This window comes from Rhodococcus sp. ZPP (assembly GCF_017656075.1).
GTDB classification, from domain to species: domain Bacteria; phylum Actinomycetota; class Actinomycetes; order Mycobacteriales; family Mycobacteriaceae; genus Rhodococcus_F; species Rhodococcus_F oxybenzonivorans.
Genome location: NZ_CP058638.1, coordinates 2,259,677 through 2,283,937 on the forward strand (window position 1 = coordinate 2,259,677; position 24,261 = coordinate 2,283,937).

At 66.8% G+C, this 24,261-nt stretch carries 11 protein-coding genes and 1 tRNA gene; 7 read left to right on the top strand and 5 right to left on the bottom strand.

Annotation, left to right across the window (positions count from 1 at the left end; all coding sequences use genetic code 11):
* Positions 1-9 precede the first annotated feature (9 nt).
* The 4 genes from HYG77_RS10790 (at position 10) to HYG77_RS10805 (ending at position 1,554) form a co-directional block, all read left to right on the top strand.
* On the top strand, positions 10-189 hold the full coding sequence (locus tag HYG77_RS10790) for a hypothetical protein (protein WP_208962643.1): 180 nt from the start codon (positions 10-12) through the stop codon (positions 187-189).
* 5 nt (positions 190-194) lie between these two features.
* Complete coding sequence (locus HYG77_RS10795; protein ID WP_162603143.1) at positions 195-371, top strand: hypothetical protein; 177 nt, start codon at positions 195-197, stop codon at positions 369-371.
* A gap of 90 nt (positions 372-461) precedes the next feature.
* Entirely contained in the window at positions 462-1,364 is a 903-nt protein-coding gene (locus tag HYG77_RS10800; protein WP_244461284.1) for a SigB/SigF/SigG family RNA polymerase sigma factor, read from the top strand.
* A gap of 31 nt (positions 1,365-1,395) precedes the next feature.
* Positions 1,396-1,554 (top strand): hypothetical protein, encoded by a 159-nt coding sequence (locus HYG77_RS10805; RefSeq protein ID WP_208962644.1) that lies wholly within the window; start codon positions 1,396-1,398, stop codon positions 1,552-1,554.
* Between the two features lie 45 nt (positions 1,555-1,599).
* On the opposite strand, the gene HYG77_RS10810 is transcribed toward HYG77_RS10805, so the two are convergent.
* A tRNA-Thr gene (locus tag HYG77_RS10810) sits at positions 1,600-1,671 on the bottom strand.
* A 72-nt stretch (positions 1,672-1,743) separates the two neighbouring features.
* Here HYG77_RS10810 and HYG77_RS10815 point away from each other — a divergent pair.
* Both HYG77_RS10815 and HYG77_RS10820 read left to right on the top strand, forming a co-directional pair.
* Positions 1,744-2,124: a nuclear transport factor 2 family protein gene (locus tag HYG77_RS10815; RefSeq protein WP_109326936.1), complete on the top strand. Its 381-nt coding sequence runs from the start codon at positions 1,744-1,746 to the stop codon at positions 2,122-2,124.
* A 22-nt stretch (positions 2,125-2,146) separates the two neighbouring features.
* On the top strand, positions 2,147-3,580 hold the full coding sequence (locus HYG77_RS10820) for a threonine/serine exporter family protein (RefSeq protein ID WP_208963350.1): 1,434 nt from the start codon (positions 2,147-2,149) through the stop codon (positions 3,578-3,580).
* A 91-nt stretch (positions 3,581-3,671) separates the two neighbouring features.
* On the opposite strand, the gene HYG77_RS10825 is transcribed toward HYG77_RS10820, so the two are convergent.
* The 4 genes from HYG77_RS10825 to HYG77_RS10840 form a co-directional block, all read right to left on the bottom strand.
* Positions 3,672-3,923 carry an MbtH family protein gene (locus HYG77_RS10825; protein WP_109326935.1) on the bottom strand — a complete coding sequence of 84 codons (252 nt, stop codon included), beginning with the start codon at positions 3,921-3,923 and terminating at the stop codon, positions 3,672-3,674.
* The gene (locus tag HYG77_RS10830; protein WP_208962645.1) at positions 3,920-5,266 is read right to left on the bottom strand and encodes a SidA/IucD/PvdA family monooxygenase; all 1,347 of its coding nucleotides are present in this window, start codon (positions 5,264-5,266) and stop codon (positions 3,920-3,922) included. The genes HYG77_RS10825 and HYG77_RS10830 overlap by 4 nt, the downstream gene beginning before the upstream one ends.
* Positions 5,267-5,426: 160 nt before the next feature.
* On the bottom strand, positions 5,427-22,172 hold the full coding sequence (locus tag HYG77_RS10835; protein WP_208963351.1) for a non-ribosomal peptide synthetase: 16,746 nt from the start codon (positions 22,170-22,172) through the stop codon (positions 5,427-5,429).
* A gap of 158 nt (positions 22,173-22,330) precedes the next feature.
* Complete coding sequence (locus tag HYG77_RS10840; RefSeq protein ID WP_208962646.1) at positions 22,331-23,134, bottom strand: alpha/beta hydrolase; 804 nt, start codon at positions 23,132-23,134, stop codon at positions 22,331-22,333.
* 111 nt (positions 23,135-23,245) lie between these two features.
* Here HYG77_RS10840 and HYG77_RS10845 point away from each other — a divergent pair, with 111 nt between their 5' ends.
* Positions 23,246-24,181 carry a methionyl-tRNA formyltransferase gene (locus tag HYG77_RS10845; RefSeq protein WP_208962647.1) on the top strand — a complete coding sequence of 312 codons (936 nt, stop codon included), beginning with the start codon at positions 23,246-23,248 and terminating at the stop codon, positions 24,179-24,181.
* Positions 24,182-24,261: the final 80 nt, after the last annotated feature.

Sequence of the window (24,261 nt, forward strand, 5' to 3'; positions counted from 1 at the left end):
GAGACCAGGGTGATAGCGCGACCGTCCGTGATCGTCTCCGTCGCCGTCCAGTGCGTAATCGGAGTGTCGGTCATTGCCGGGTTCACGGCCGCGGCGACCGGTTCGATTCCCCTTGCTGCGTTGGTCAGCACAGCCCTCCTCGGGGTCGTCGGCCTCTTCGCTGCTACCCACCAATCCGCTCGAGAATGAGAACAATGCAGACCACACGACAGGACGCCATGATCATGCCCACTGCTTCATCGGTTTCCGCCCCCACTCGATTCGCCACCGGGCGGAGCGCGAGCGCGATGAGCACGGAGGAGATCAAGGCACGCATCGAGGCCATGTTTGCGGCCCGGGACGTCGACAACGCCCCGGCACTCGTGGATTAGGGCCGCACCGCCGCTTCACCACAACGAAGACTTTTGCCGACACCATCAGCGCTCCCGCTGATACCGGCCGGTCAGAGAAGGGCTGAGTACATGACCATGTCCATCCCGCTCGCCGAAGCACCCCGCGAGCTCCGCCGCACCACCCCGATCTCCTCTACGACGTGCCGGCAGCTGCCCCGGACACAGCTCTCCGTCGATGTCCCGCCGAATCCTCGCCCGGCGCGTACACCGGACAGCACCCACCGCGCTCGCGATCAGTACCGTGACGTACCCGCACAATGCGAAGCCATCGCTCAGCTCGACGCCTCTGATCCACGCCGGGAAGTGCTGCGCGAGAGGCTGATCGAACGATGCCTCCCGCTGGCCGAACACATCGCCCGCCGATTCCACGAACGTGGAGAACCGCTGGACGACCTGATCCAGGTGGCGCGTCTCGGTCTCGTCAAGGCCGTCGACCGATTCGACGCAAGCTACGGAGCGAACTTCGTGTCCTTCGCGGTCCCGACCATCACCGGCGAGGTGCGCCGCCACTTCCGGGATACCGGGTGGGCCATGCGCGTGCCGCGCAGTATGCAGGAGCTTCACCTCGCCCTCACGGGAGCCACCAAACAACTGACCACCACGCTCGGTCGGGCGCCTACCGCAAGCGAACTGGCGAAGGCGCTCGACATCGACAAGAGCGAGGTTTTGGAGGGACTGCGCGTAGCCAACGCCTACAGCACCCTCTCGGTCGACTACCCGCTCACCGACGACGAAAGGCCGCTGTCGGAGACGCTCGGTGATATCGATCCGGCGTTGTCCCGCGTTGAAAATCACGTGACCGTCCAACCGCTGCTGGACGCGCTGCCCGACCTCGAGCGCACCGTGCTCGTGCTGCGCTTTTTCGGGAACATGACGCAGTCACAGATCGCCGCGCGGGTGGGCGTATCGCAGATGCAGATCTCGCGACTGCTGGCCAAGACACTGAAGGATCTGCGAGCCAAGCTCGAATGACGCATGTGTCGTCAACATGAAAGGAGTGCCGATGGTCAGTTTTCTCGACAAGGTCAGGGGACGAGCCCGAGCACGTGGCCGGCGTGAGGACCTCACCGACACCGCAAGCCGCCCCGACCGTGGGTCGACGGCGGACTCCGGGGAAAGCGCCGACCCCGCCGCCCTGCTGAGGGACACGTTCATTCCATAGGGGCCCCGATCCTCGTGCCACACTCGGCACGAGGATCGGTATTTGAGCCTCCTGTCAGGATTGAACTGACGACCGCTCGCTTACAAGGCGAGTGCTCTACCACTGAGCTAAGGAGGCGGACACGCGCGCCCATCATATCCATAAGGAGAACGCCGTCGTCCTCCGGCCATATTGGATAGCGTTGATGCCATGAGTACCTCGGAGATCGCCACTGTCCTTGCTTGGCACGACGCCCTCAACTCCGGCGACATCGACACGTTGCTGTCGCTGTCGAGTGACGACATCGAGATGGGTGGACCGAAGGGTGCGACCCAGGGCCTGACGCCGCTGCGGGAATGGGCGTCGACCGCGAACATCACGCTGATCCCGAAGCGAATGTATTACTACGACGGCGTCATCGTCGTCGAACAGCAGGCCACGTGGGCGACCGCACCCGAGGAGACGAGTATTGTGGCGTCCGCGTTCCGAGTAGTCCACGATCAGGTCATCTCCACTTTCCGCCACGAGACACTCGATGCAGCGTTGAAAGCAACCGATTTGACCGAGAAGGATCGTGTCTCAGACACGTAGTATGGCGAAGCTCACAGAGGGTATGGCAAAGCTCACAGACACGCTCCAGCGTTTGACCGGCGACCGCCGGGCCACCGTCGACACGGTGACGGCGGCGCCGACACCACTCCAGCCGATCGACCTCACCGACGACGCGGTGGTTGCCGAGGTTCTCGACCTCGCCGTCCGGGTCGGTGAAGTTCTGCTCGCCTCGGGGACGGGCGCAATGGACACCGCCGAACAGGTGCAGTTCATCGCGGCGACCTACGGCCTCGCGCAGTGCGACGTGGACGTCACCTACAACTCGATCGTCCTCTCCGCCTACCGCGGGCCCACCCTTCCTCCCGCGAGCACGATGCGGATCGTGCACTACCGCTCCATGGACTTCACCCGCCTCGCCGCGGTCGATCGTCTCACTCGGCGTATTCGCCGCGAGGCCGTCACTCCGAGCGAGGCCCACGAGGCACTGACCGCTGTCACCACGGCGCCGCACCCCTACAACCGGTGGATCGCGACGTTGGCGTGGTCGTCGATGGCCGCATCCATCTCCGTGTTGATGGGTGGTGGGGTGCTGGTGGCATCGGTCGCCTTCCTCACGACGATGGTGATCTACCGGGTCAACCGCGTCCTCAACCGGGTGGGGCTGCCGTTCTTCTTCCAGCAGGTGGCGGGCGGTCTCGTGGCCGCTACCCCGGCCGCCACGCTCTATACGTTCCAGGATCAGCTGGGTGTCGAAGTTCGACCGTCGCAGATCATTGCGGCCGGCGTGGTGGTGCTGTTGTCCGGATTGTCACTGGTCGGCTCCGTGCAGGACGCCATCACGGGCGCACCCATCACCGCGGCGGCCCGATTCTTCGAAGTGGTCATGATGACCGGCGGCATCATCGCCGGTGTGGCCATCTCGCTGCGGGTCACCGGGTTGTTCGGGTCCACACTTCCGCCGGTCAACGTGGAGATCAACGAGCTCACCCAGCTGCCCGTGCTGGTCATGTCGGGCGCGTTCGCATCGATGTTCTACGCGCTTGCCTGCTACGCCGAGCAGCGTGCGCTGACGGCGGCCTGGATGGGCGGTGCGGCCGGGTCGCTGGTCTACATGGTGGCGCACCAGTTCGGAGTGGGGCCCATCATCGGCTCCGCACTCGCGGCGACTGTGGTCGGTTTTGCGGGTGGTCTGATGGCTCGACGAGCCCTCACACCGCCTCTGGTGGTCGCCGTGGCGGGCATCACCCCACTGCTACCAGGCCTCTCGCTGTATCGAGGGCTGTATGCGCTGCTCAACAACGAGGTAGTGATCGGACTGAGCTCACTGCTCGCCGCCTTCGGTATCGGCTGCGCACTTGCGGCGGGCGTCACACTCGGCGAATGGCTGGCCAGGACCCTCCGGAGGCCGCGCATCCTGCGGTACACAGAGAACATCCGCCGCCCCGTCATCAAGACGAGGCGGCGGAAGCCCGTGGAAACGCCCAGGGCGGCCTGAGAGACACAGAACCGTTCGATCCGTCCCAACCGGGGCGGATCGAACGGCCGTGGACTCGGCGAGCTGTCACCGCAGTGCAGCTCCGAGCAGGTCAGCTCTTGTCGACGCTGTGACGACCACCCGACTTCTCGTCGGCCTCCATGGCCTCACGCAGGCTTTTCGGCCGCATGTCCGTCCAGTTCTTCTCCACGTACTCGAGGCATGCTGCGCGGCTCTCTTCGCCGAAAACCACACGCCAGCCCGCCGGCACCTCAGAGAACGTCGGCCACAGAGAGTGCTGCTCTTCGTCGTTCACCAGCACGTAGAAGCGGCCTTCTTCGTCATCGAATGGATTGGTGCTCATCTCGCCTCGCTTGTCGCATACGTGTCCTGTGCGTTCACACTAGCAAGCGTGCCGATCCGGCCACGCCGTGTTACGACAGATGTCAAGATCTCTCCCGCCCGCACGGCAACGTTCGACAGGAGCGACGACGTGATTCCGTGCGTTTTCTCCGTGCCGCCCTGAAGGTAGATTCCCGCTGTGACGTCCGGTGAAACCGCCAGCCGATAATCGCGCCCCACCTCACGCGGCGGGTGCACTGCCGGTGCGAGTTCGCCGAGGAGCGGTTCGAGAGGCGCCGGAGTGAACCCGGTGGCAAGAATCAACGCATCACAGGCAAGTGTGTCCGTGAGGCCGTCGACGGCGCTGCGTACCGCCACATCGATGCCGTCCGAACTTTCCTCGACGGAGACGATCTCGGAGGCGCGGCGCATGAAGAGGCGGCGCCGACCACGTACCCGCTCCTGGTACTCCTTGGCATACAGCTCGTTGATGAGTTCGATGTCCACCACCGAATAGTTGGTGCTGCGATGGACATCGAGCAGCCGCAGGCGCTCGACCTCGGGTGCGCCGTGCAAATCGTCCACGGCCTCCGGATCGAAGATGCGGTTGGCGTAAGGACTGTCGTCCGCCGGGCTGTAGCCATACCGCGAGAAGACGCTGTGGACTTCGGCTTCAGGGTAGTTGGCGTGCAGGTACTGCACGATTTCGGCAGCACTCTGGCCGGCCCCCAGAACGGCGAATCGCTGGTGGGCGAGGGTGGGCAACTCACCGATCCGGAACAGGAACTGATGATTGTGGAAGCACCGCACGGAGGGCGTGGCCCACTCCGGAATACGCTCGCGCAGACCCGCACCCATCACGACGTTGCGGGCGATCACCGCGGTGCCGTCCGACGCCCGGACCTCGAAACGGTCGATCATTCCCTCGCTGTTGCGGATGCCTCGCACCGATTCCACCGCCGTGCCGTACCGGACGTCCGCGCCGACACGTCCCGCGGCCCACTGCAGGTAGTCGTGAAACTCGTGCCGGGTGGGAAAGAACGTCTGGTGGTTGACGAAATCGACGAGACGGCCGCGCTCGAAGAGGTAGTTGAAGAAGGTGTACGCGCTGCGCGGGTTGCGGAATGTGACGAGGTCCTTGGGGAAAGCGATCTGCATCGTCGCCCCGTCGAGCAGCATTCCGGGATGCCACCCGAAACGATCCTGCTTCTCCAGGAACTGCGCGCTGATCTGCTCTCCCGGCGCGCAGTTCGCGTTGTGTTCCTCGATGGCAATCGCCAGTGCGAGATTCGCAGGTCCGAACCCGACACCCACGACATCTCGCACTGGGAGATCCGTATCGACCATTTGCGGCGATTCGTTCATAGCACGCTGTCCCGTCCTCGACGCCGCGTCGCACCCGACCCAGCTGCCGTCTGCCCTAGAAGGTAGTGAAGCCTATCCTTATTTCCAGCACAGTACCAAGAAGAATGCCCCTCTGGGACAGCCATCTCGGCCCCGACTCTGCGATCCGGATCACGTGAAGTCATGCCACCTCCCCGCTCCAGTTCGCCACGAGCGCCGTCAACTCCGCGGCCCACCTCGCCACGGTGTCGCACTCCAGCACCGCCGAGGAGAAGGAGAAGTAGGCGTGCACCGCCCCTTCTCCGACGGGTTCGTAGAAGCTCAGAGTCAGGTCTGCATCCGGCACTCCGACCGGCACCGGCATCAACCCGTCCAACGCACCGAGATGCGACAGGCGTGCCTGCTCGTGATGCACCAGCATGATCTGCGGACGCATCACCCTCACGTCGCCTTCGTCGAGGGCGTCCACGACCTCGGCGAAGGCGATGTCCTGATTGTCCAGGGCATCGAGGTTGTTCGCACGGACACGCCGCAACAGCTCCGTGGGATCCGGTTCTCCACTCGTGTCCGTCCGCAGCACAACGATGTTGAAGAAGCAGCCGATCAGGTGGTCCAGCGCCTCCTCCGGTCGCCCCGCGACCAGAGAACCCATAGGGATGTCCGTACCGGCACCGTGCCGCGTCAGGATGGTCGCCAGCGCTGCCTGCAACACCATGAAGAGACTGGTTCCGGTACGGCTCGCCAGCACGTCGATCGCGGCGTGCAGATCCGCGTCGATCTCCACGGGCACGATCTCCGCCCGCGGCGGGGTATGCGAAACCGGGCGAGGCAGCTCCAACTGCGCCGGTAGTCCGGCCAGCCGCTCCCGCCAGTACGCGAGCTGTCGGGCGTGCCGACTGCCCGGGTCCGCCGGGTGGCCCAGAAGCGACTGCGACCACACGACGTAGTCGGGGTAACTCACCGGCAGCGGTTCCCACTCCGGGGCACTGCCGTCCGAACGCGAGGCGTACGCCCCCAGCAGATCCCCGAGCAACGGCACCACCGACCACTCGTCCACCGCGATGTAGTGCATCGCGAGGAGCAGGGCCTGGGTTCCGTCCGCACCGCCGACGAGATGGGCACGGAGCGGCGACTCCTCGGTGAGGTCCATCGGCTTCTGAGCCAGGGCGAAGACCGTGCGGTGCACGTCACCGTCGCCGACGTCGACCACGTCGAGCATCGGCGGAACCGCTTCCTGCGCAATCACGGTGCCGTCGATCTCGACATACACGGTGCGCAACGGTTCGTGACGGGACGCGACATCGCCCAACGCCTGCGCCAGGATGTCCGGGTCGACCGTCCCGCGGAGTTGCAGGGACAGTGCATGACTGGCCGTCGCGTCGCTTCCGGCCGCGCGGAACTGATTCCAGAACCGGCGTTGCGGACCGGACAACGGCACCACGTCCGGGCGTGGGTACGCCGGTGCGAGCACCGGCCTCCCGCTGCCGCCGGCAGCGATCACGATTGCCGAGAGTTCGGCCACCGTGGACCGGTCGAAGATGTCGCGGATGCCGATGTCGACGCCGAATCGCTGACGAATCCTGCCCACCAACCGCATCGACGCCATCGAGTTTCCACCGAGGTCGAAGAAGTTGTCGTGGATCCCCACCGACGGCAGGTGCAGTATCTCCGCGAACGCCCCGGCGATCTCCTTCTGCTCCGGCGTCCGGGGGGTACCGTCCCCCGTCAACGCGGACCAGTCCGGCAGGGGAAGCGCCTTGCGGTCGAGCTTTCCGTTCGGCGTCAACGGCAGATCGCCGTCGAGCACCACGACGAGGGTGGGCACCATGTAGTCGGGTAGTCGTGTGGCCGCATGCTCGCGCACGGCCCGTGGGTCCACGGCGTCGGACAGGGGATCCTCCGACGGGGTCACGTAGCCGACGAGCCGGACGATGTCGCCCTCCCTGTCTGCCACCACAGCAGCCTGCTTGACACCCGGATGACTCCCGAGCGCTGCGATGATCTCGCCGAGTTCGATGCGGAATCCACGAATCTTCACCTGATCGTCGACACGCCCGAGGAACTCGATGTTGCCGTCTGCCCGCCAACGCGCCCGGTCACCCGTCCGGTACATCCGCGAACCCGCGGCACCGAAAGGCGAAACCACGAAGCGTGCCGCGGTCAGGTCGGGCCGGCCCAGATACCCACGTGCGAGCCCACGCCCGGCGATGTACAACTCCCCCGCCACCCCGGGCGGGACCGGCTGCAGGCGGTCGTCGAGCACGTACGCCTGCTCATTGGGGTCGGGGATGCCGATCGGCACGGCCGAGGTCCAGCCCGGTTCGGCCTGCCACAGAGTGTTGTTGACGGTGGCCTCGGTGAGCCCGTACGCGGCGAGAAGATTGAGCCTTTCCGCCCATCGGCCGATCAGCTCGGGCGGCACCGTCTCCGTTCCCACCAGCACCGTGCATCCCTCGGGGACGACGCACCCTGCGGGAAGCGCCGCCAGCAGGGACGGCGGGATGATCGCGTGCGTCACCGCGTGCTCGGCCATGAAGTCGGTGAGTTCAGGTCCTGCCACCCTGGCGTCGTCCGGGACGATGACCAGACGCGAACCCGTGCACAGGGCCATCGACAGCTCGAAGACCGCCACGTCGAAGCCGATCGACGCGAACTGCATGACCACCGAACCGGGAACCAGTCGCATCCGCTCCTGCGCCGTGGCCACCAGGCTGGGAATGCCGTCGTGAGTGAGGATCGCGCCCTTCGGTTTTCCGGTGGAACCCGACGTGTAGATGACGTACGCGGCGTGGTCCACACCTCGCGGCGGACACGGCAGATCTTCGCCGTGCGCGGTGTCGAGTTCGGCGAGAATCGATGCGTCGTCGAGGAGGACGCGGCTCAGTCCGTCGACCTCTGCGATGCGCGGGCTCTCCGAGATGGTCGTCACGAGTACCTGCGCGCCGGAGTCGGCGAGCATGTAGGAGATGCGGTCGGACGGATGGTTCAGGTCCAGCGGCAGGTAGGCGGCACCCAGCTTCAGTGCGGCGAGCACCACGGCCACCATGTTCACCGACCGCGGAACAGCCAGCCCGACAACGCTCTCGACCGACACCCCGCGACGATGCAGCAGTGCCGCAATGCGGTCGGCGCGTGCACTCAATTCCGCATAGGACGCCTGACCGTGCTCGTCGACCACAGCGACAGCGTGCGGAGCGGCATCCACGTGGCGTGCGAACGCCTCGTAGAACGTTTCCTCCGCCACGGGCAGCGCGGTGTCGTTGAACCCACGCACCACCATTTCTCGTTCGTCGTCGAGGAATACGTCGAGGTCACCGACCGGAACGTCCGACTGCACTGCGACCGTATCGAACACGGAGATCAGTCGACGTGCGATCTTCGCCGCGGTGTCGCGGTCGAACAGGTCGCTGCCGTACTCGAGACGCAGTTCCACCCGGTCCTCGTCGAGGTACTCGGTGAAGTTGAACACCAGGTCGAACTTGGCGGTGCGCTCCTCGAACTGCACCGGAGTCACCGAAAGAGCTGGTGCGAGAGCAGCATCCGCTGTCCGGCTGTGGTAGCCGACCATCACCTGGAACAGCGGGTTCCGGGCCAGGGTGCGGCCGGGATTGACCTTCTCCACCACCGCCTCGAACGGCACGTCCGAGTGCGCGAACGCGGCCAGGTCGATGCCGCGGACCCGACTCAGCAACTCGTCGAACGTCGGATTGCCGGACACGTCCGTCCGCAACACGACGGTGTTGACGAAGAACCCGATCAAGTCGTCGAGACCCTGCTCGCTTCTTCCCGCGACGGGTGCCCCGATCGGCAGGTCGTCCCCCGCACCGAGCCGATGCAGCAACGCCGCGGATGCCGCGTGCATCACCATGAACATGGTCGTGCCGGTGGTGCGCGCCAAGGCACGGAGCGAGCGCGTGGTGGCGGCGTTCAGCACCGTTTCGATTGCACCACCCGAAAAGCTCGGTCGCGCCGGGCGAGTGCGGTCGGCGGGGAGCACCAGTTCTTCGGGTGCCCCGTCGAGAGTCTTCGCCCAGTAGTCGAGTTGACGGCTCACCAGGCTCGACGGGTCCTGTGGATCACCGAGCATCTCCCGTTGCCACAGGGTGTAATCGGCGTACTGCACGTCGAGCGGTTCCCATGCCGGTGCCGAATTCTGCGCTCGGGAGGCATAGGCCGTCATCAGGTCCCGGAGGAACGGCCGGTCGGACCATTCGTCGGTGGCAATGTGGTGCAACACGATCGCCAGCACCTGCTCGTCACCGATCCGGATCAGGGCCGCTCGGATCGGGATCTCCGTCGCCAGATCGAACGGGCGCCCGACCGTGTCGCCGACCAGTCGGAAGAGATCGGCATCCGTGCCGTCCACCACGTTGACGTCGGGTCGCACGTCGTCGAGGATCACCTGCACCGGTTCGCCGTCGTGCTGCCCGAACACGGTGCGGAGCGATTCGTGCCTCGCCACCACGTCGGCCAGTGCCTGCGCCAGCAACCCGGGATCGAGCCCGTCCCGCAGTCGCAGCACGATCGGGAAGTTGTAGGCCGCCGAATCCGGGTCCATCTGCTGCAGAAGCCACAAACGTTGTTGCGCAGCCGAAAGCGGGAGATTCCGGGGGCGCGGCCTCACGGTCAGCACGGGACGCGTCGACCCCGTGTTGCCCCGGATGCGGTCGGCCAGTTCGGCGACGGTGGGCGCCTCGAACAGGTCGCGCATGCCGAGGTCCGTGTCGAGGGCGGCCCGGGCCCGGCTGATCAGGCGAGTGGCCAGCAGCGAGTGCCCGCCGAGGTCGAAGAAATTGTCGTCGACACCCGGAGCAGGAACGCCGAGGATGTCACCGAACAGGTTGGACAGCACCCGCTCGGTGGTGTCCCGCGGTTCGGTGCGGGCACCGGCGTGGACGCCGAGCACCTCCTCCGCAGACGGGAGCGCCTTGACGTCGAGCTTGCCGTTGACGGTCATCGGCAACGACTCGACCTCGATGACCGCGGCCGGAATCATGTAGTCCGGAAGGGTTGCGCGCAGCCCCCGTGAGTACTTGTTAACATCCCGCGGTTGATAAGTACTCACGGGGACGATGTAGCCCACGAGCCGCTTGAAACCACTCGGGCCGGTGTCGACGACCACGGCAGCCTGGCGCACGTCGTCCAACGCCTCGAGCGCCGACGCGATTTCGCCGAGTTCCACCCGGTGGCCGCGGATCTTCACCTGATCGTCCGTGCGGCCGAGGAAGTCGAGATTCCCGTCCTCACGGCGGCGGACCAGATCGCCCGTCCGATACATACGTACGGATGTGCCGAACGGATCGGCGACGAACCGCTCCGCCGTCAACGCGAACCGGTCCAGGTAGCCGCGTGCCAGCCCGACACCGGAGATGTACAGCTCACCGGGAACACCGTCCGGGACCGGACGCAGCCAGGCGTCCAGTACATACGCCGAGGTGTTCCAGATGGGAGTTCCGACCGTCGGAGTGACGCTGTCGCCGGTGCCCGCCCCGAGGGTGTTGATCGTGTACTCGGTGGGGCCGTACAGGTTGTAACCGCACGTTCCCTCGGTGTCCCGCAGACGGTTCCATACCGAATCCGACACGGCCTCGCCGCCGAGCAGCACCAGAGGTGGCCGATGGCGTCCGTCACCGTCGTCGAGCAATCCCTCCTCGATCAGGTGTTGCGCGTACGTGGGCGTGACGTTGACGACGTCGATCCGGTGGGTGTCGCAGTAGGACACCAGGGCTTCGGCGTCGCGGCGGAGGTTCTCGTCGCAGATGTGGACCTCGTGGCCTTCGACGAGCCACAGCAGTTCCTCCCACGACATGTCGAACGCGAACGACACGGTGTGGGCGATGCGCAGACGCCGGCCTCCCGCGGCGCTCACCACCGGTTCGAAGATTGCCTCACGGTGGTTGAACTGCATATTGGTCAGACCGCGGTACGGGGTGACCACACCCTTCGGCTTGCCTGTCGACCCCGACGTGTAGATGACGTACGCCGGATGGTCCAGCCGTCCCGGCGTCCCCGGCACGAAGCTTCCGAGTTCGTCATCGGACAGCGGCTCCGAAGACACGGTGTCGAGAAGTGCGGTGTCGACAGGGAGGACGTCGACGTGGGCCGCGGCCAGCGTGCCCGCGACCTCGGCGGTGGTCACCAAGGTGACCGGGTGTGCATCGTCGAGCATGCCCACCAGGCGTTCGGCGGGGTGGTCCAGTTCGAGTGGCAGGTAGGCGGATCCGGTGCGCAGCACGGCGAACAACGCCACGACCATTTCCACCGACCGCGGAAGTGCCAGCGCGACAATCTTCTCGGGGCCGGCGCCGTGATCGAGCAGGAGCCGCGACATGCGGTTGATGTCGGCGTCGAGTTCCGCATACGTCACCGTGCGGTCCCCGAAGACGAGAGCCGAGTGGTCCGGGCGCTGCCGGGCGGCGTCCGCGAACAGGTCGGCGATGGTCGCGTCGGGCAACGCTCTGCTCGCCGGCGGGGTGACCGCGGCCGCACCGGGAATACTGCCCACCATCCCGGACATGTCGGTGGACCACTGTGCGAGCAGGTCCACGAAGCGGGCCAGCATGGATTCCACCCGCGACTGCGACACGCGATGGGGATGGAATTCGAACTTCACCTTCACGCTGGCGCCCGGCGTCACGACGACGGTCAGCGGGTAGTGGGTGTGGTCGATGCTGTCACCGCCGCTGATGTCGTGGGCGGCGTTGAGCGCCGACACCTGCTTCTCGTCCACGAAATTCTGCAGCACATACAGCACGTCGAAGAGCTGCCGGTGGTCCGAGACGCGCTGAATCGAGGCGAGACCGAGGTAGTCGTACGGGGTCAGCGCCAGCCGCTCGGACTGCGCCCGGCGCAGCAGCTCGGTGACGGTCTCGCCGGGACGCAACGTCAAGCGGACCGGGACGGTGTTGAGGAACATGCCGGCGACGGCGTCGAGGCCCGGCACCTCGGGCGGCCGGCCGGCCACCGTGGTGCCGAACACCAGGTCCGCTCTTCCCGTTTCGATCCCGAGTACGACGGCCAGAGCGGCATTGAGCACGGCGTTGAAGGTGACACCGGCACCGCGGGCGGCGGCACGAAGGCGTTCACTGAGGTCCGCATCGAGCACGGCGTCCCGGCGTTGGGGCGGCCGTGGGTCGTCCACCGCCGCCGCGGCCACCAGGGTGGGTTCCTCGAGTCCGCGGAGGGCTTCCGTCCATGCCGCCTGCGCTGCGTCCGGGTCCTGTGCGGCCAGCCAGGTCAGGTAGTCCTCGAAGGTGCCCTCCGGGGAACCGAAGCTCGAGTCGTCGCCCGCCGAATCGTAGAGGGCGAGAAGTTGACTCACCACCAGGCCGTTGGACCACCCGTCCCACAGCAGGAACTGCCGGTTGACCACCAATCGGTCGTGGTCGTCGGTGAGATGGAGAACCATCACGCGCCACAGCGGCGGGGCCGTCAGATCGAACGGCGTCAGACGGTCGCGGGCGGCCAATTCCTCGGCGTAGTCGGCCCGTTCGGTGTCACCCAGATCCCGAAGATCGTATTCGGTGATCGGCACGTCGAGCCCGGCGCTGACGAATTGCACCGGAGCCGAGAGCCCGTCACTGACGAATCCCGCCCGGAGCGTGGGGTTGCGTCGTTGCAGGGTGCGCAGCGCAGCGGCAAGGCGGTCGGGGTCCAGTCGGTGCGCGAAATCGAGCGAGAACTGCGCCGTGTAGATGTCCGAACCCGCCGCGAACCCTGCCTGGAAGTACAACCCTTCTTGAAGTGGTGACAACGGGAGCACCGTCTCCACGCCCGCAGGGCAGCTCGCCGTGATGCGGTCGATCTCATCCTGGGTCAGGCGAACCAGCGGCAGATCCGACGGGGTCAGCAGCGCCGGCCCGCGATGTTCCGATACCGACTCCGCCAACTCGCCGAGAGCCGACGCCCAGCCCTCGCTGAGCGCGATCGCGTCGTCCTCGCTCAGGTCGTCTCCCGACCAGGCGAAGACGGCGTGCAGCTGCGAACCCTGTTCGCCGTCTTCGCAGAGCGCGTTGATCACCAATCGGTAGGGCGCGCCGAAATCGGCATCGGGGTCCGTGAGGAGGGAATCGGATTCAGCCGCCGGGGTCCACGGCCCGGACACCGCGTGTGGCATCCGGCCTAGGTAGTTGAACAACACCTGGGACTCGGACCGCGACCCGAGGAGTCGAGCGGTCCGCGCGTTGAGGTACCGCAACATGCCGTATCCGATGCCGCCGTCGGGCGCCGCACGCAGCTGTTCCTTGACGGCCTTCAGGGTGTCGAGTGGGCCGCCGGCGCTAGGCAACCGCACCGGCGCGACGTTGGTCAGCCAGCCGACCGTGCGCGAGAGGTCGAGTCCCGGAACCAGTTCCTCGCGGCCGTGCCGTTCGAGGTCCACCACGAGGTCCTGGTTACGTTCGCTCGCTGCGCGCCACCGATCGACAGCCAGCCGCAGTGCAGCGACCAGCACGTCCGTGACGTCAGCGCCGACCGCTGCGGGAACGGTGGTCAGCAGCGCGTTCGTCAGCGCGGAGTCCAGGCGAAGGGTGCGACGAGCGCCACTGCCCACCACCGCGGTACCGGAAACACCGGGGACGAGGTCGGCGCCCGGTTCGGTGACCTCGAGCCAGTGGTCGAGTTCGGCGAGACGTGTCGGCTCGTGCGCCTGTTCCGTGACGATGCGCGAGAACGTCCGCAGCGACGTGGGCACCGGATCGAGTGCCGCGGCCTGTCCGCTGTCGGCGGCCACCCAGGCCATGGCGAGGTCTTCGACAAGGATTCGCCAGGACACCCCGTCGACGACCAGGTGATGGGCGACGAGCAGAAGCCTGCCGAGCTCGTCCGGTCCCGCGTCGAACCAGACGGCCGACACCATGGCCCCGCTGTCGGGGTCGAGCCGGTCGGTGGCGGCGTCGGATTCCGCGGCCACCAGCTGACGCAGTGCCTTGTCGTCGAGTCCGGTCGCGTCGACCCGGCGGATCGACGCCTCCGCCGTCTCCGCGATCTCGAGTGACCAGACTCCGGGCGCATGCCGGGTCAGGTGCTGGCGAAGCCCGTCGTGATGGGCGATCACCGAGCGCAGCGCGGAAGTGACCACGTCGCTGCTGGTGCCGGCCGGTGTGTGCAGGAGAACGGCCTGGTTGAAGCGGTCTTTCTCACCGCTCCACTCGGACAGCCGGTGGACGACGGGAAGCGGCAACAGCGCCCCCGTCCCCGACTCGACGGGCACTGCGGCCTCGGCCACGGCGGCCGGCGTGTCACCTGCGAGCCTCGCGAGGGCAGCCGGTGTCCGCTGCTCGAAGATCTGGCGTGGGGTGATCGTCAACCCCTCCCGCCGTGCGAGATTGACGAGCCGGATGGCCAGGATGCTGTCTCCACCGAGCATGAAGAAGTCGTCGTCCACCCCGACCACGTCGAGCCCGAGGACCTCGGCGAAACGGGCGGCGAGCATTTCTGCGGTGCCGTTGCCGCCGGCGTGTGCCGACTCGGCCGGAGCCGGGGGGGCGGGCGCCGGAAGAGAGGTGCGATCCAGCTTGCCGCTCGGGGTGAGCGGAAACGCGTCGAGGATGACGAAGAGGACGGGAACCATGTACTCGGGCAGAGCGGAACTCAGCCGGGCACGAACGTCGTCGAGGTCGATATCGCCCACGAGGTAGCCCACCAACTGCTGCCTGCCCGGCCGGTCCGAACGGACGACGGCGGCCGCCTGCCGCACTCCGGGACAGGCCGACAGGTGTGCCTCGATTTCGCCGAGCTCGATTCGGAAGCCCCGCAGCTTCACCTGATCGTCCACTCGGCCGACATACTCGACAGCTCCGTCAACATTGATCCGTGCGATATCGCCGGTGCGGTACATGCGAGTACCGGAGGGTGAGAACGGGTCGGCGACGAACCGCTCCGCACTCAGCGCTGCCCTGCCGAGGTATCCGTCGGCCACCTGTGGTCCCGACAGATACAGCTCTCCCGAGGCACCCGGCGGCACCGGATGCAAGTACCGGTCGAGGACGTACAAGCCGGTGTTCGACGTCGGGAAGCCGATCGGCACCGACGACGCTGCAGCGTCGATGTTCTGCACCGACGCCGCGTAGCTCACCTCCACGGAGGCCTCGGTCGGCCCGTACAGATTGTCGACTTCCACGCCCGGCAGCACCTCGGCCACCCGCCGTGCCGACGCCAGGGGCAACGCCTCGCCGCTGCAGGCGATGATCCGCAGCCCGGTGCAACCGGCCGCGGCAGGCTCGGCGAGGAACGCCTCGAGCATCGATGGGACGAAATGTGCTCTGGTTACGGACTTTTCGACGATAACATTCGCGAGGTAGCCCGGATCCTTGTGCCCGTCCGGCCGCGCGAGTACGACGGTAGCGCCCGCGAGGAGAGCGCCGAAGAGCTCGGGCACCGAGACGTCGAAGCTGGCCGGAGTCTTCTGAAGCACTCTGTCCGACGGGGTGATCGGCCGGAACGACTGCATCCACAGCAGTCGGTTGACGATACCGGCGTGCGGCACGACGACGCCCTTGGGCCGACCGGTCGAACCGGACGTGTAGATCACGTACGCGGGATGGCCCGGCGAGCCCGACTCGGGCAGCGGCGCCGACGAGTAGTCGTCCGCTTCGCTGACGCGAATCTGGGGAACGCCGGCGACGCTGACGAGAGCGGCGGACCCGCTGTCGGTGACCACGCACACCGGGTGCGCGTCCTCGAGCATGTACGCCAATCGCTCTGCGGGGTAGCCGGTGTCGAGCGGCACATAGGCTCCGCCCGCCTTGCCGATCGCCAGCAGCGACACCATCAGGTCGAGTGAACGTGGCAACGCCACGGCCACCCTGGACCCCGGGTAGACGCCACGCTCGATCAGCAGCCGCGCGAGACGGTTGGCCCGGGAATGCAACTCGGCATAGGTAAGTTGTTCGTCCTCGAACACGACGGCCACCGCGTCGGGTGTTCGGGCTGCCTGCTCCGCGAGAAGAGCGGTGAGTGTCGTGTCGGGGAACGCCGGACGCGCATCGGGCACGGCCGAGTGGACCGGTCGACGTGAAGCCAGAGCCACACTCGACACGGCTTGGTCGGCGTCGCGAGTGACCTCGCGAAGATAAGCCACCATCGATTCGGCAAAACGGTCGGCCGTCGCCGAATCGATGCGCGTGGCATCGTATTTCAGCTCGAGCTTCACCGTGTCACCGGGCACGACGATCAGCGTCATCGGGTACGGCGGGTGCTCGTCGAAACGCACGTTCGTCAGGCGTACGGAGCCGGACGGGTCGGTGGCAGCGCCGTCACCCAGCGGGTAGTTCTCGAAGACGACGAGTGTCTCGAACATGGTGTGCAAGCCGGCATCGCGGCGCAGTTCGGCCAATCCGACATGCTGATGGTCGAGCAACTCCGATTGCTCGTCCTGCCATCGCGTGAGCGCCTCGGCCACCGTCTCGGTGGGCCGATACCGTAGTCGCGCCGGGACGGTGTTGATGAACAACCCCACCATGGATTCGATTCCGTGCAGGTCGCCGCCGCGCCCGGACACCGTGGATCCGAACACCACGTCGTCCGTGCCGGTGAGCCGGCCAACGACAAGTCCCCAGGTGCCGTGCACGAGCGTGCTCAGGGTCAGTCCGCGGGCCCGGCCGACGGCCACGAGAGCGTCGGTGTCCGCGACGGGCAGCGCCACCTGCACGCTGCGAATGCCGGACTCGCTCGGAGACGCGCTGCGGGGCAACTCCACCGGCTCCGGTAGGTCCCTGAGCGCCTCTCGCCACACCTCGAGGGACGCATCCCGGTCCCGCGCGGCCAGCCATTCGAGGTAGCTGCGGTATGGGGTGGGTGCCGGCAACACCGGCGGTGTACCCGACGTGCTGTAGAGGGCCAGCATCTCCCGCAGCATCACTGGCACCGACCACCCGTCGGCGATCACGTGGTGGATCGACTGCAGCAGAAGGTACTTCTCCGCCTCCAGTCGGGCGAGGGTGTAGCGCAGCAGCGGCGGCCGGTCGAAGACAAAGCCGCGAGTGCGATCCGCGGCCAGCACCTCCTCGATCCGCTGGAACGGGTCCGCGACTTCGGCGAGGTCCAGCACGTCCATCGGTACCCGGACGCCGTCGCGGATCACCTGCACGATCCGGCCGTCCGACACGGACGAGATTCCGGTGCGCAGAGCAGCGTGCCGATCGACCACGGTCTGCAAGGCCCGGTGCAGTGCGCCGGGGTCGACGGGGCCGCTCAGCTCGATGACCTGTTGCACCACGTAGGGGTCCGAACCCGTGTCCTCGAACGCCGACTGGAAGTAGATTCCCTCCTGCAACGGCGTCAGCGGGAGCACATCGGACGGCCCCGACAACGCGTCGACGTCCTGCTGCGTCAATCCGACCAGCGGGAAGTCCGACGGTGTGCCCCCGCCCAGGCGTTCGATTCCGGCTACGGCCGACAACGCCGTGGTCCACTCCTCGGCGAGCGCCTCGACGTCGTCCCGCCCGAGAATGCCGGGCGCCCAGGTGAAGGAGGTGCACAGCACCGGCCCGCCCCCGCCGTCTTCGGCAATCACGTTCAAAGTCAGGACGTGCCCGAGCGGCATGCGTGGGTCGTCGGCGCCGCCCATCGCCTGAGGCAACCAGTCGACGTCTCCCCCGGCCGCGACTCGGCCGAGGTAGTTGAAGAGCACCTGAGGGGTCGGCGCGTGCTCGAGTTCCGGCACCGAGTCACCGAGGTAACGCAGTGCCCCGTATCCGAAACCGGCTCCCGGGATGCTGCGCAGCTGCTCCTTGACGGCCTTCAGCGCCGACGCCAGCGCCTCGTCGCCGTCCGCCACATCGGCGTCGATCGCCACGGGATACACCGTGGTGAACCAGCCGACGGTCCGAGACAGATCGACCGCCGGTGCACCGGGCGCGCGCACCAGGTCTTCTTCGCGTCCGTGCCCTTCGAGATCGAGCAGGACCGGACCCGGCGCGGCCTCCCCGCGACGAGCGGCCCGCCACCTCGCGGCAGCCACGGCGAACGCGGTGAGCAACACGTCGTTGACGGACCCGGAGAACGCCGCGGGAACGGCCGCCAGCAGTGGGCGGGTGAACTCGGGAGCCAGCGTGACCGTGAGAGTTTCGGCCTGACCGGCCAGATCGACCGCGGGGTCGAGTGCACGGGATCCGAGCATCGGTTCGGGAGTCGACGTCACTGCCTTCCAGAACGGCAGTTCGGAATCGAAAGACCCCGTGTGCGCGCGTTCTTCGAGCAGCGCAGACCACCGGCGGAATGACGTGCCGACGGGCTCGAGGGCGGGCTCGGCACCGGAGATGAGAGCAGTTCCCGCCTGCGCCAGGTCTTCGAGAATGATGCGCCAGGAGACGCCGTCCACTACCAGGTGGTGGCCGATCAGAAGCAGCCTGCCCGGACCGGAGGCCGCCCGGAAGAGGACGGCCTGCAGCATCGCGCCGCCGTCAGGATCGAGCCGGTCGAGCGCTGCCGCGGTTTCGCCGTCGAGCCGCTCGGAAAGGAGCTGATCCATGCTGCCCTCGACCTCGACGACGCGCAGCACGTCGGATGCCGAGGAGGGATCCCAGTGCGGCACCGACAGTGTCCACCGCTTCCCGCGAACCAGCCGTGCTCGCAGGGCGTCGTGCCGCTCGAGGACGGCGGAGAGCGCTTCGCGCGTACGCTGTTCGTCGAGTTCGGGTGGGGTTTGCACCAGCACCGATTGGTGGAACCGGGTGATGCCGTCTCCCGCGTCGCTGATGCGGGCGAGGATCGGAGTGCCGGCCACAGCGCCGAACGCGATGTCGTCCGTGTCGACCGCCGCAACCTCGCGCCCGGCCTCGGCCCGGGCGAGCGCTTCGGCGGTGCGGAGCTGGAACACCTCGCGCGGACTGATCGACAACCCTTCCCTGCGGGCATGGTTCACCAAAGAGATGGCGACGATACTGTCGCCGCCGAGGGCGAAGAAGTCATCGGTGACCCCGACCGACTCCACTCCGAGGACTCCGGCCATCAACGCGCACAACGATTCCTCGACGGCGGTACGCGGGGCGACTTTGTTCCCCGCCGCGCCGAAATCGGGTTCCGGCAGGGCCCGCCGATCCAGTTTGCCGTTGGCCGTGAGCGGAAACCGGTCGAGAATCACGAAAGCCGCCGGCACCATGTACTCGGGCAGCCTCGACGACGCCCACGTCCGCAGTTCGGAATCGTCCAGTGCCGAACCGGAGTCGGGCACGAGGTAGGCGGCGAGATACTTGGCGCCGGTCGGCGTCTCCCGCACCACCACGGCGCTGTGCCGCACGGCGGGATGCGCGGCGAGTCCCGCCTCCACGTCCTCGAGTTCGAGGCGCATCCCCCGGATCTTCACCTGATTATCGGCGCGGCCGAGAAAGTCGAGCGAACCGTCAGGGGTCCACCGGGCCAGGTCACCGGTGCGGTAGAGGCGTGAACCGTCGGCGGCGAAGGGATTGGCAACGAAGCGTGCCGCCGTCAGCGCCGACGCACCGACATACCCGCGTCCGAGCAGGAATCCGCCCGCGTAGAGCTCACCACTCGCACCGAGCGGTACCGGGTTCAGGTGGCCGTCCAGAACATAGAGTTGGGTGCCGGGGTTGGGGCGGCCGATCGACGTCGCGATCCGTGCGGCGTCTTCCCGGTACACGACGTGTGACACACCGATGGTCGCTTCTGCCGGACCGTAACCGTGATATAGCGTCGTCGACAACTGAGCGCGGAAACGTTCGAACAGTTCCGGTGTGAGAATCTCACCGCCACACCACACATGCTTCAGTACCGACAACCGATCCGTGCCCCGCGACAGGTCGAGGAGTACGTCGAGCATCGAGGAGACGAGGTAGACGAACGTCACCGACTCCCGCGCGATGAGGTCGAGCAGGTACTGGGGGTCGCGCTCCCCGCCGTGCTCGGCCACCACCAGCCGCCCACCCGACACCAGGGGCAGCAGAATTTCGTTGACCGAGATGTCGAAAGCCAAGGGGGCCTTGAACAACGACGCGTCCCCGGACCCGAAATGCAGAATCTCGTCACGCTGCCACAGCAAGCGGGCGCACACCGCGTCGTGGCGAATCATCGCACCCTTGGGCCGACCCGTCGATCCCGAGGTGAAGATGACGTACGCCAGTCGGGCACCCTGCACGGTGAGAGCGGGCAGGTCGGTGGAGTAGTCCGCGTACGCCCAGTCCGCCAGGTCGACCGGGACGGCGCTGCCACCGGCGTCCGCCACCCCGCCGGATCCGGTGAGGACGAGGCCCGCCCCCGCGTCCTCGAGTACGGCAACGCGACGCTCGTGCGGCCACGACGGGTCGAGGGGAACGAAGGCGCCGCCCGCGCACACCACGGCCAGGAGCCCGACCACCATCTCGGCCGAGCGCGGCAAACCCACGGCCACAACGTCTTCGGATCCCACGCCGCGAAGCCGCAGGTGCTGGGCGAGCTGAGCCACCCGTTCACCGAGCTCGCGGTAGGTGAGGCGGATCCCGCCGGCGACCAGCGCCTCCGCGTCCGGGCTGCGCCGCACCTGCTGTTGGAACAGTTCGGGGATCGTCGCCGACTCCTGTGCGCGCCCCGAGTCGTTGAATTCCGTCAGCAGTTGGTGACGTTCGGCCTCGGTCAACGGGTCGAGAGTGGAGATGGTCGCGGAAGGGTCGGCGACGAACTGGCGGACGAAGTGTTCGAGCCTGCGACGGTGTTCCTCGAGTTCGGCATCCAGGCCGTAGGGCGCGCGTAGATCGATCTCGATGGCTTCCGAATCCTGTCCTCCGCGAATGGAGAAGTCGAGGTCCGATACCGGTCCAGTGGCCGAACTCCGCACCCACGCCGGGAACCCGCCGAACGTGAGCGAATGCTCGAACATCATCGAATTGATACCTGGTCCGAAAATCCGCCGGTCCGGGTCGAGCGATCGCAGGTCACGGGCCAGATCTTCACCGCGGTAACGGCCGTGCCGCAGCACCGAGACGAGTGTCGTGTCGATCCGCCGGGCCAGCGCGCCCACAGTCATTCCGGAATCGACCTGAATCCGCAACGGCAGGATGGTGGAGGCCATCCCGGGCACCCGGCGCATGTCGCGCCCGACCCGTGCCGCCATCGGCAGCGACAACGTGAGGTCGCGCCTGCCGGTGATCCGGTGGATGTACGCCACCACGATCGCGAGAGGCAGTCGCGTGCGGCGAATTCCGGCATCGGCGGCAAAGGCGCAGAGGGTGTCGGCGTCCTCCCCGTCGATCTCGACTACTGCCGAAATCGGTGCTTCCGACCGGTCGTCGACAAGAGGGAGCAACCGCGGGGGTTCCGGTGCGTCGATCACCTGCTGCAGCCAGAACTCTCGATCAGCGACGAAGCGCGCAGACCCGCGGTACTCACGATCGGCGGCAAGCAGCGAGTCGAGGGGCCAGGGCCCTGCGGCGGTCTCGAGGTCGGGGTCGGCGTAACGCTCGACGACGTCGGCTACCAGCAGGGTGATGCCATAGCCGTCGATGATGCTGTGGTGATAGCGCTGGTACCAGATCAACGATTCGTCGCCGGTGCGCAGCAGGGCGTGATGGAACAAGGGCTCCTCGCCCCCGACAGCGACCACGGTCTGCATGTCACGGTCCATCCAGGCATGCGCACTGGACTCCGGATCCTCGTCGGCGCGCAGGTCGACGACGTCCAGGGACCAGTTGTCGGGGGACGTGGGCACCTGCAGGAGTTCGTCGTCGTCTCCCCGCTCGAAACGCACGTGCAGCGCCTCGGCACGTTCGACCGTCTTCCGGACAGCGGCGATCGTGCGGTTCAGATCGATCGGACCAGCGACCTCGACGACAAGCGACAGGTTGTACACCGGGCTGCCCGGGTGCAACTCCTGCCCCACCCAGACCTCGGACTGCGCGGCAGTGAGGGGCAGCGCGGTCGGCGTAGAAGCAGACGTGTGTGCGCTCTCTGCAGAGAGGAACTGAGCCTGGGCAGCCGCCGAGTGGTCCGGTGACATGGTGATCCGATCGTCCGTCGAGAGTGCTCGTCGCACGACCAGCACCCGAAGGAGTTTAGGTTAGGCTACCCACCAGCAACAACCGATTCCCAGTTTCTTCACAGGTGCCAAATATCACTGTAACGCCGACGGCTCAACCCCTACGTCGACCGGAACGCTCAGTCCGCGAGGAACTCCAGCAGAACTTTGTTGATGACCTCGGGCTGCTCGAGGTAGCCGTAGTGACCGACATCTGGGATCTCGTAGTAGCGAGCCGACGGGATGGACTCGGCGACCTCGCGAGAGAGATACGGCGGGATCATCCGATCGTCGGCAAACCCGACCGACAGACACGGTGTGGTAATCGCCCGGTACGCCTGCCTTCGGTCGAACGTGCGGTCCATCTCCATCTGGGCGCGCACACCGGCGGACGTCCTGCCGCCACTGAACTCGAAGAGGTCGAGCCAATCCCTGGCGGTGTGCGGGTCGACGAGCGATGCCGGAGACAGATTCATCACCGCGGTGACCGCCGCCCGGTACTTGGCCGGAAGCTCGACGCCGCTGTCGTGCAGCGCGCGCTCGCCCTCGGTGAGCGTCTGCTGGAAGTAGTCCATGCGGGCATGACCGGCGAGGAAGGCGGCCTTGTAGACGAGGTCGGGGCGCGACAACGCGAGTTCCTGAGCGACCCGGGCACCCATCGAGGTGCCGACGACTCGTGCGGGCCCGCCGCCGAGGTGGTCGATCAGTGCGGCGGTGTCCGCCACGAGGTCATCCATCGTGATGCCCTCCACGCTCTCGGCGGAAGGAGCGATGCCGCGGTTGTCGAAGGTGCAGACACGATAGCCGGCGTCGACGAGCGCGGGGGTCTGGTGGAGATCCCACACACGTCCCGGACTGCCGGTGCCCATGATGAGTACCACGAGATCGCCGGACCCTTTGACCTGGTAGTTCAAAGATATTCCGTTGATCGTGGCGATCGTCATGTCTGCCTTCCTTCCAAGGGCGGTCTCACCAAAGTGGGTTGGATAGCCTAAGCTCGCATTGCTGCCGCTTCTGTGCGGCGCTGATCGTCAAGCTCGTCCAGGAGGACCGCGTTGAGAGTCGCCACACTCGGATATCAAACCTGGGGTCACCGTACCCTGAAGGCCCTGCTCGAGTCGGAGCACGAGGTCGTCCTTGCGATCACGCATCCCAAGAGCGAGCACGTCTACGAACAGATGTGGGCCGACTCCGTCGCAGATCTGGCCACCGAGCACGGCGTCCCCGTTCATATCGCGAACAAGCCCGACGAAGACTTCAAGGCGGCCCTGAAACAAGCGGACCCCGACATCATCGTCGCCAACAACTGGCGCACGTGGCTGCCGCGGGACGTATTCGACTCGCCCCGCTACGGCACCCTCAACATTCACGACTCCCTCCTGCCCAAGTACACGGGATTCTCACCGCTCATCTGGGCGCTCATCAACGGTGAAGACGAGGTCGGGCTCACCGCGCACCTCATGGACGAGGAACTCGACGCAGGCGACATCGTCCTGCAGCGTTCCACCCCGGTCGGACCCACGGACACCGTCACCGACCTGTTCCACCGCACCGTCGACATGATCGGACCGATCACCCTCGACGCCCTCGACCTCATCGCGTCCGGCCGCACCGACTGGACACCGCAGGACCGCTCGCAGGCCACCTTCTTCCACAAGCGGGCGCCCGAGGACAGTCGCATCGACTGGACCTGGCCGGCCGACGCCATCGAGCGGCTGGTTCGCGCGCAGTCCGACCCGTATCCCAACGCCTTCACCCATTACAAGGGACAGCGCATCCGAATCCTCGAGGCCGCAGTGTCCGAGGGCAACTACGGCGGAACCCCCGGGCGTGTCTTCATCCACGAAGGCGACGGCATGGTCATCGTCGCCGGACCCGACGCCCGCTCCGGAAAGAACAAGGGACTCAAGATCCGGCGCGTCCGCCTCGACGACGGCACCGAGCTGGCCGGCACCGAGTTCTTCCCCCACGGCGGCGGCTACCTAGGCTGACCGTCCCACCCGGCACCTTCCGAGGGGGCGAATGTACCTTTCAGCGCCTCGGGAGCGCCGAAAGGTACATTCGCCGTCGC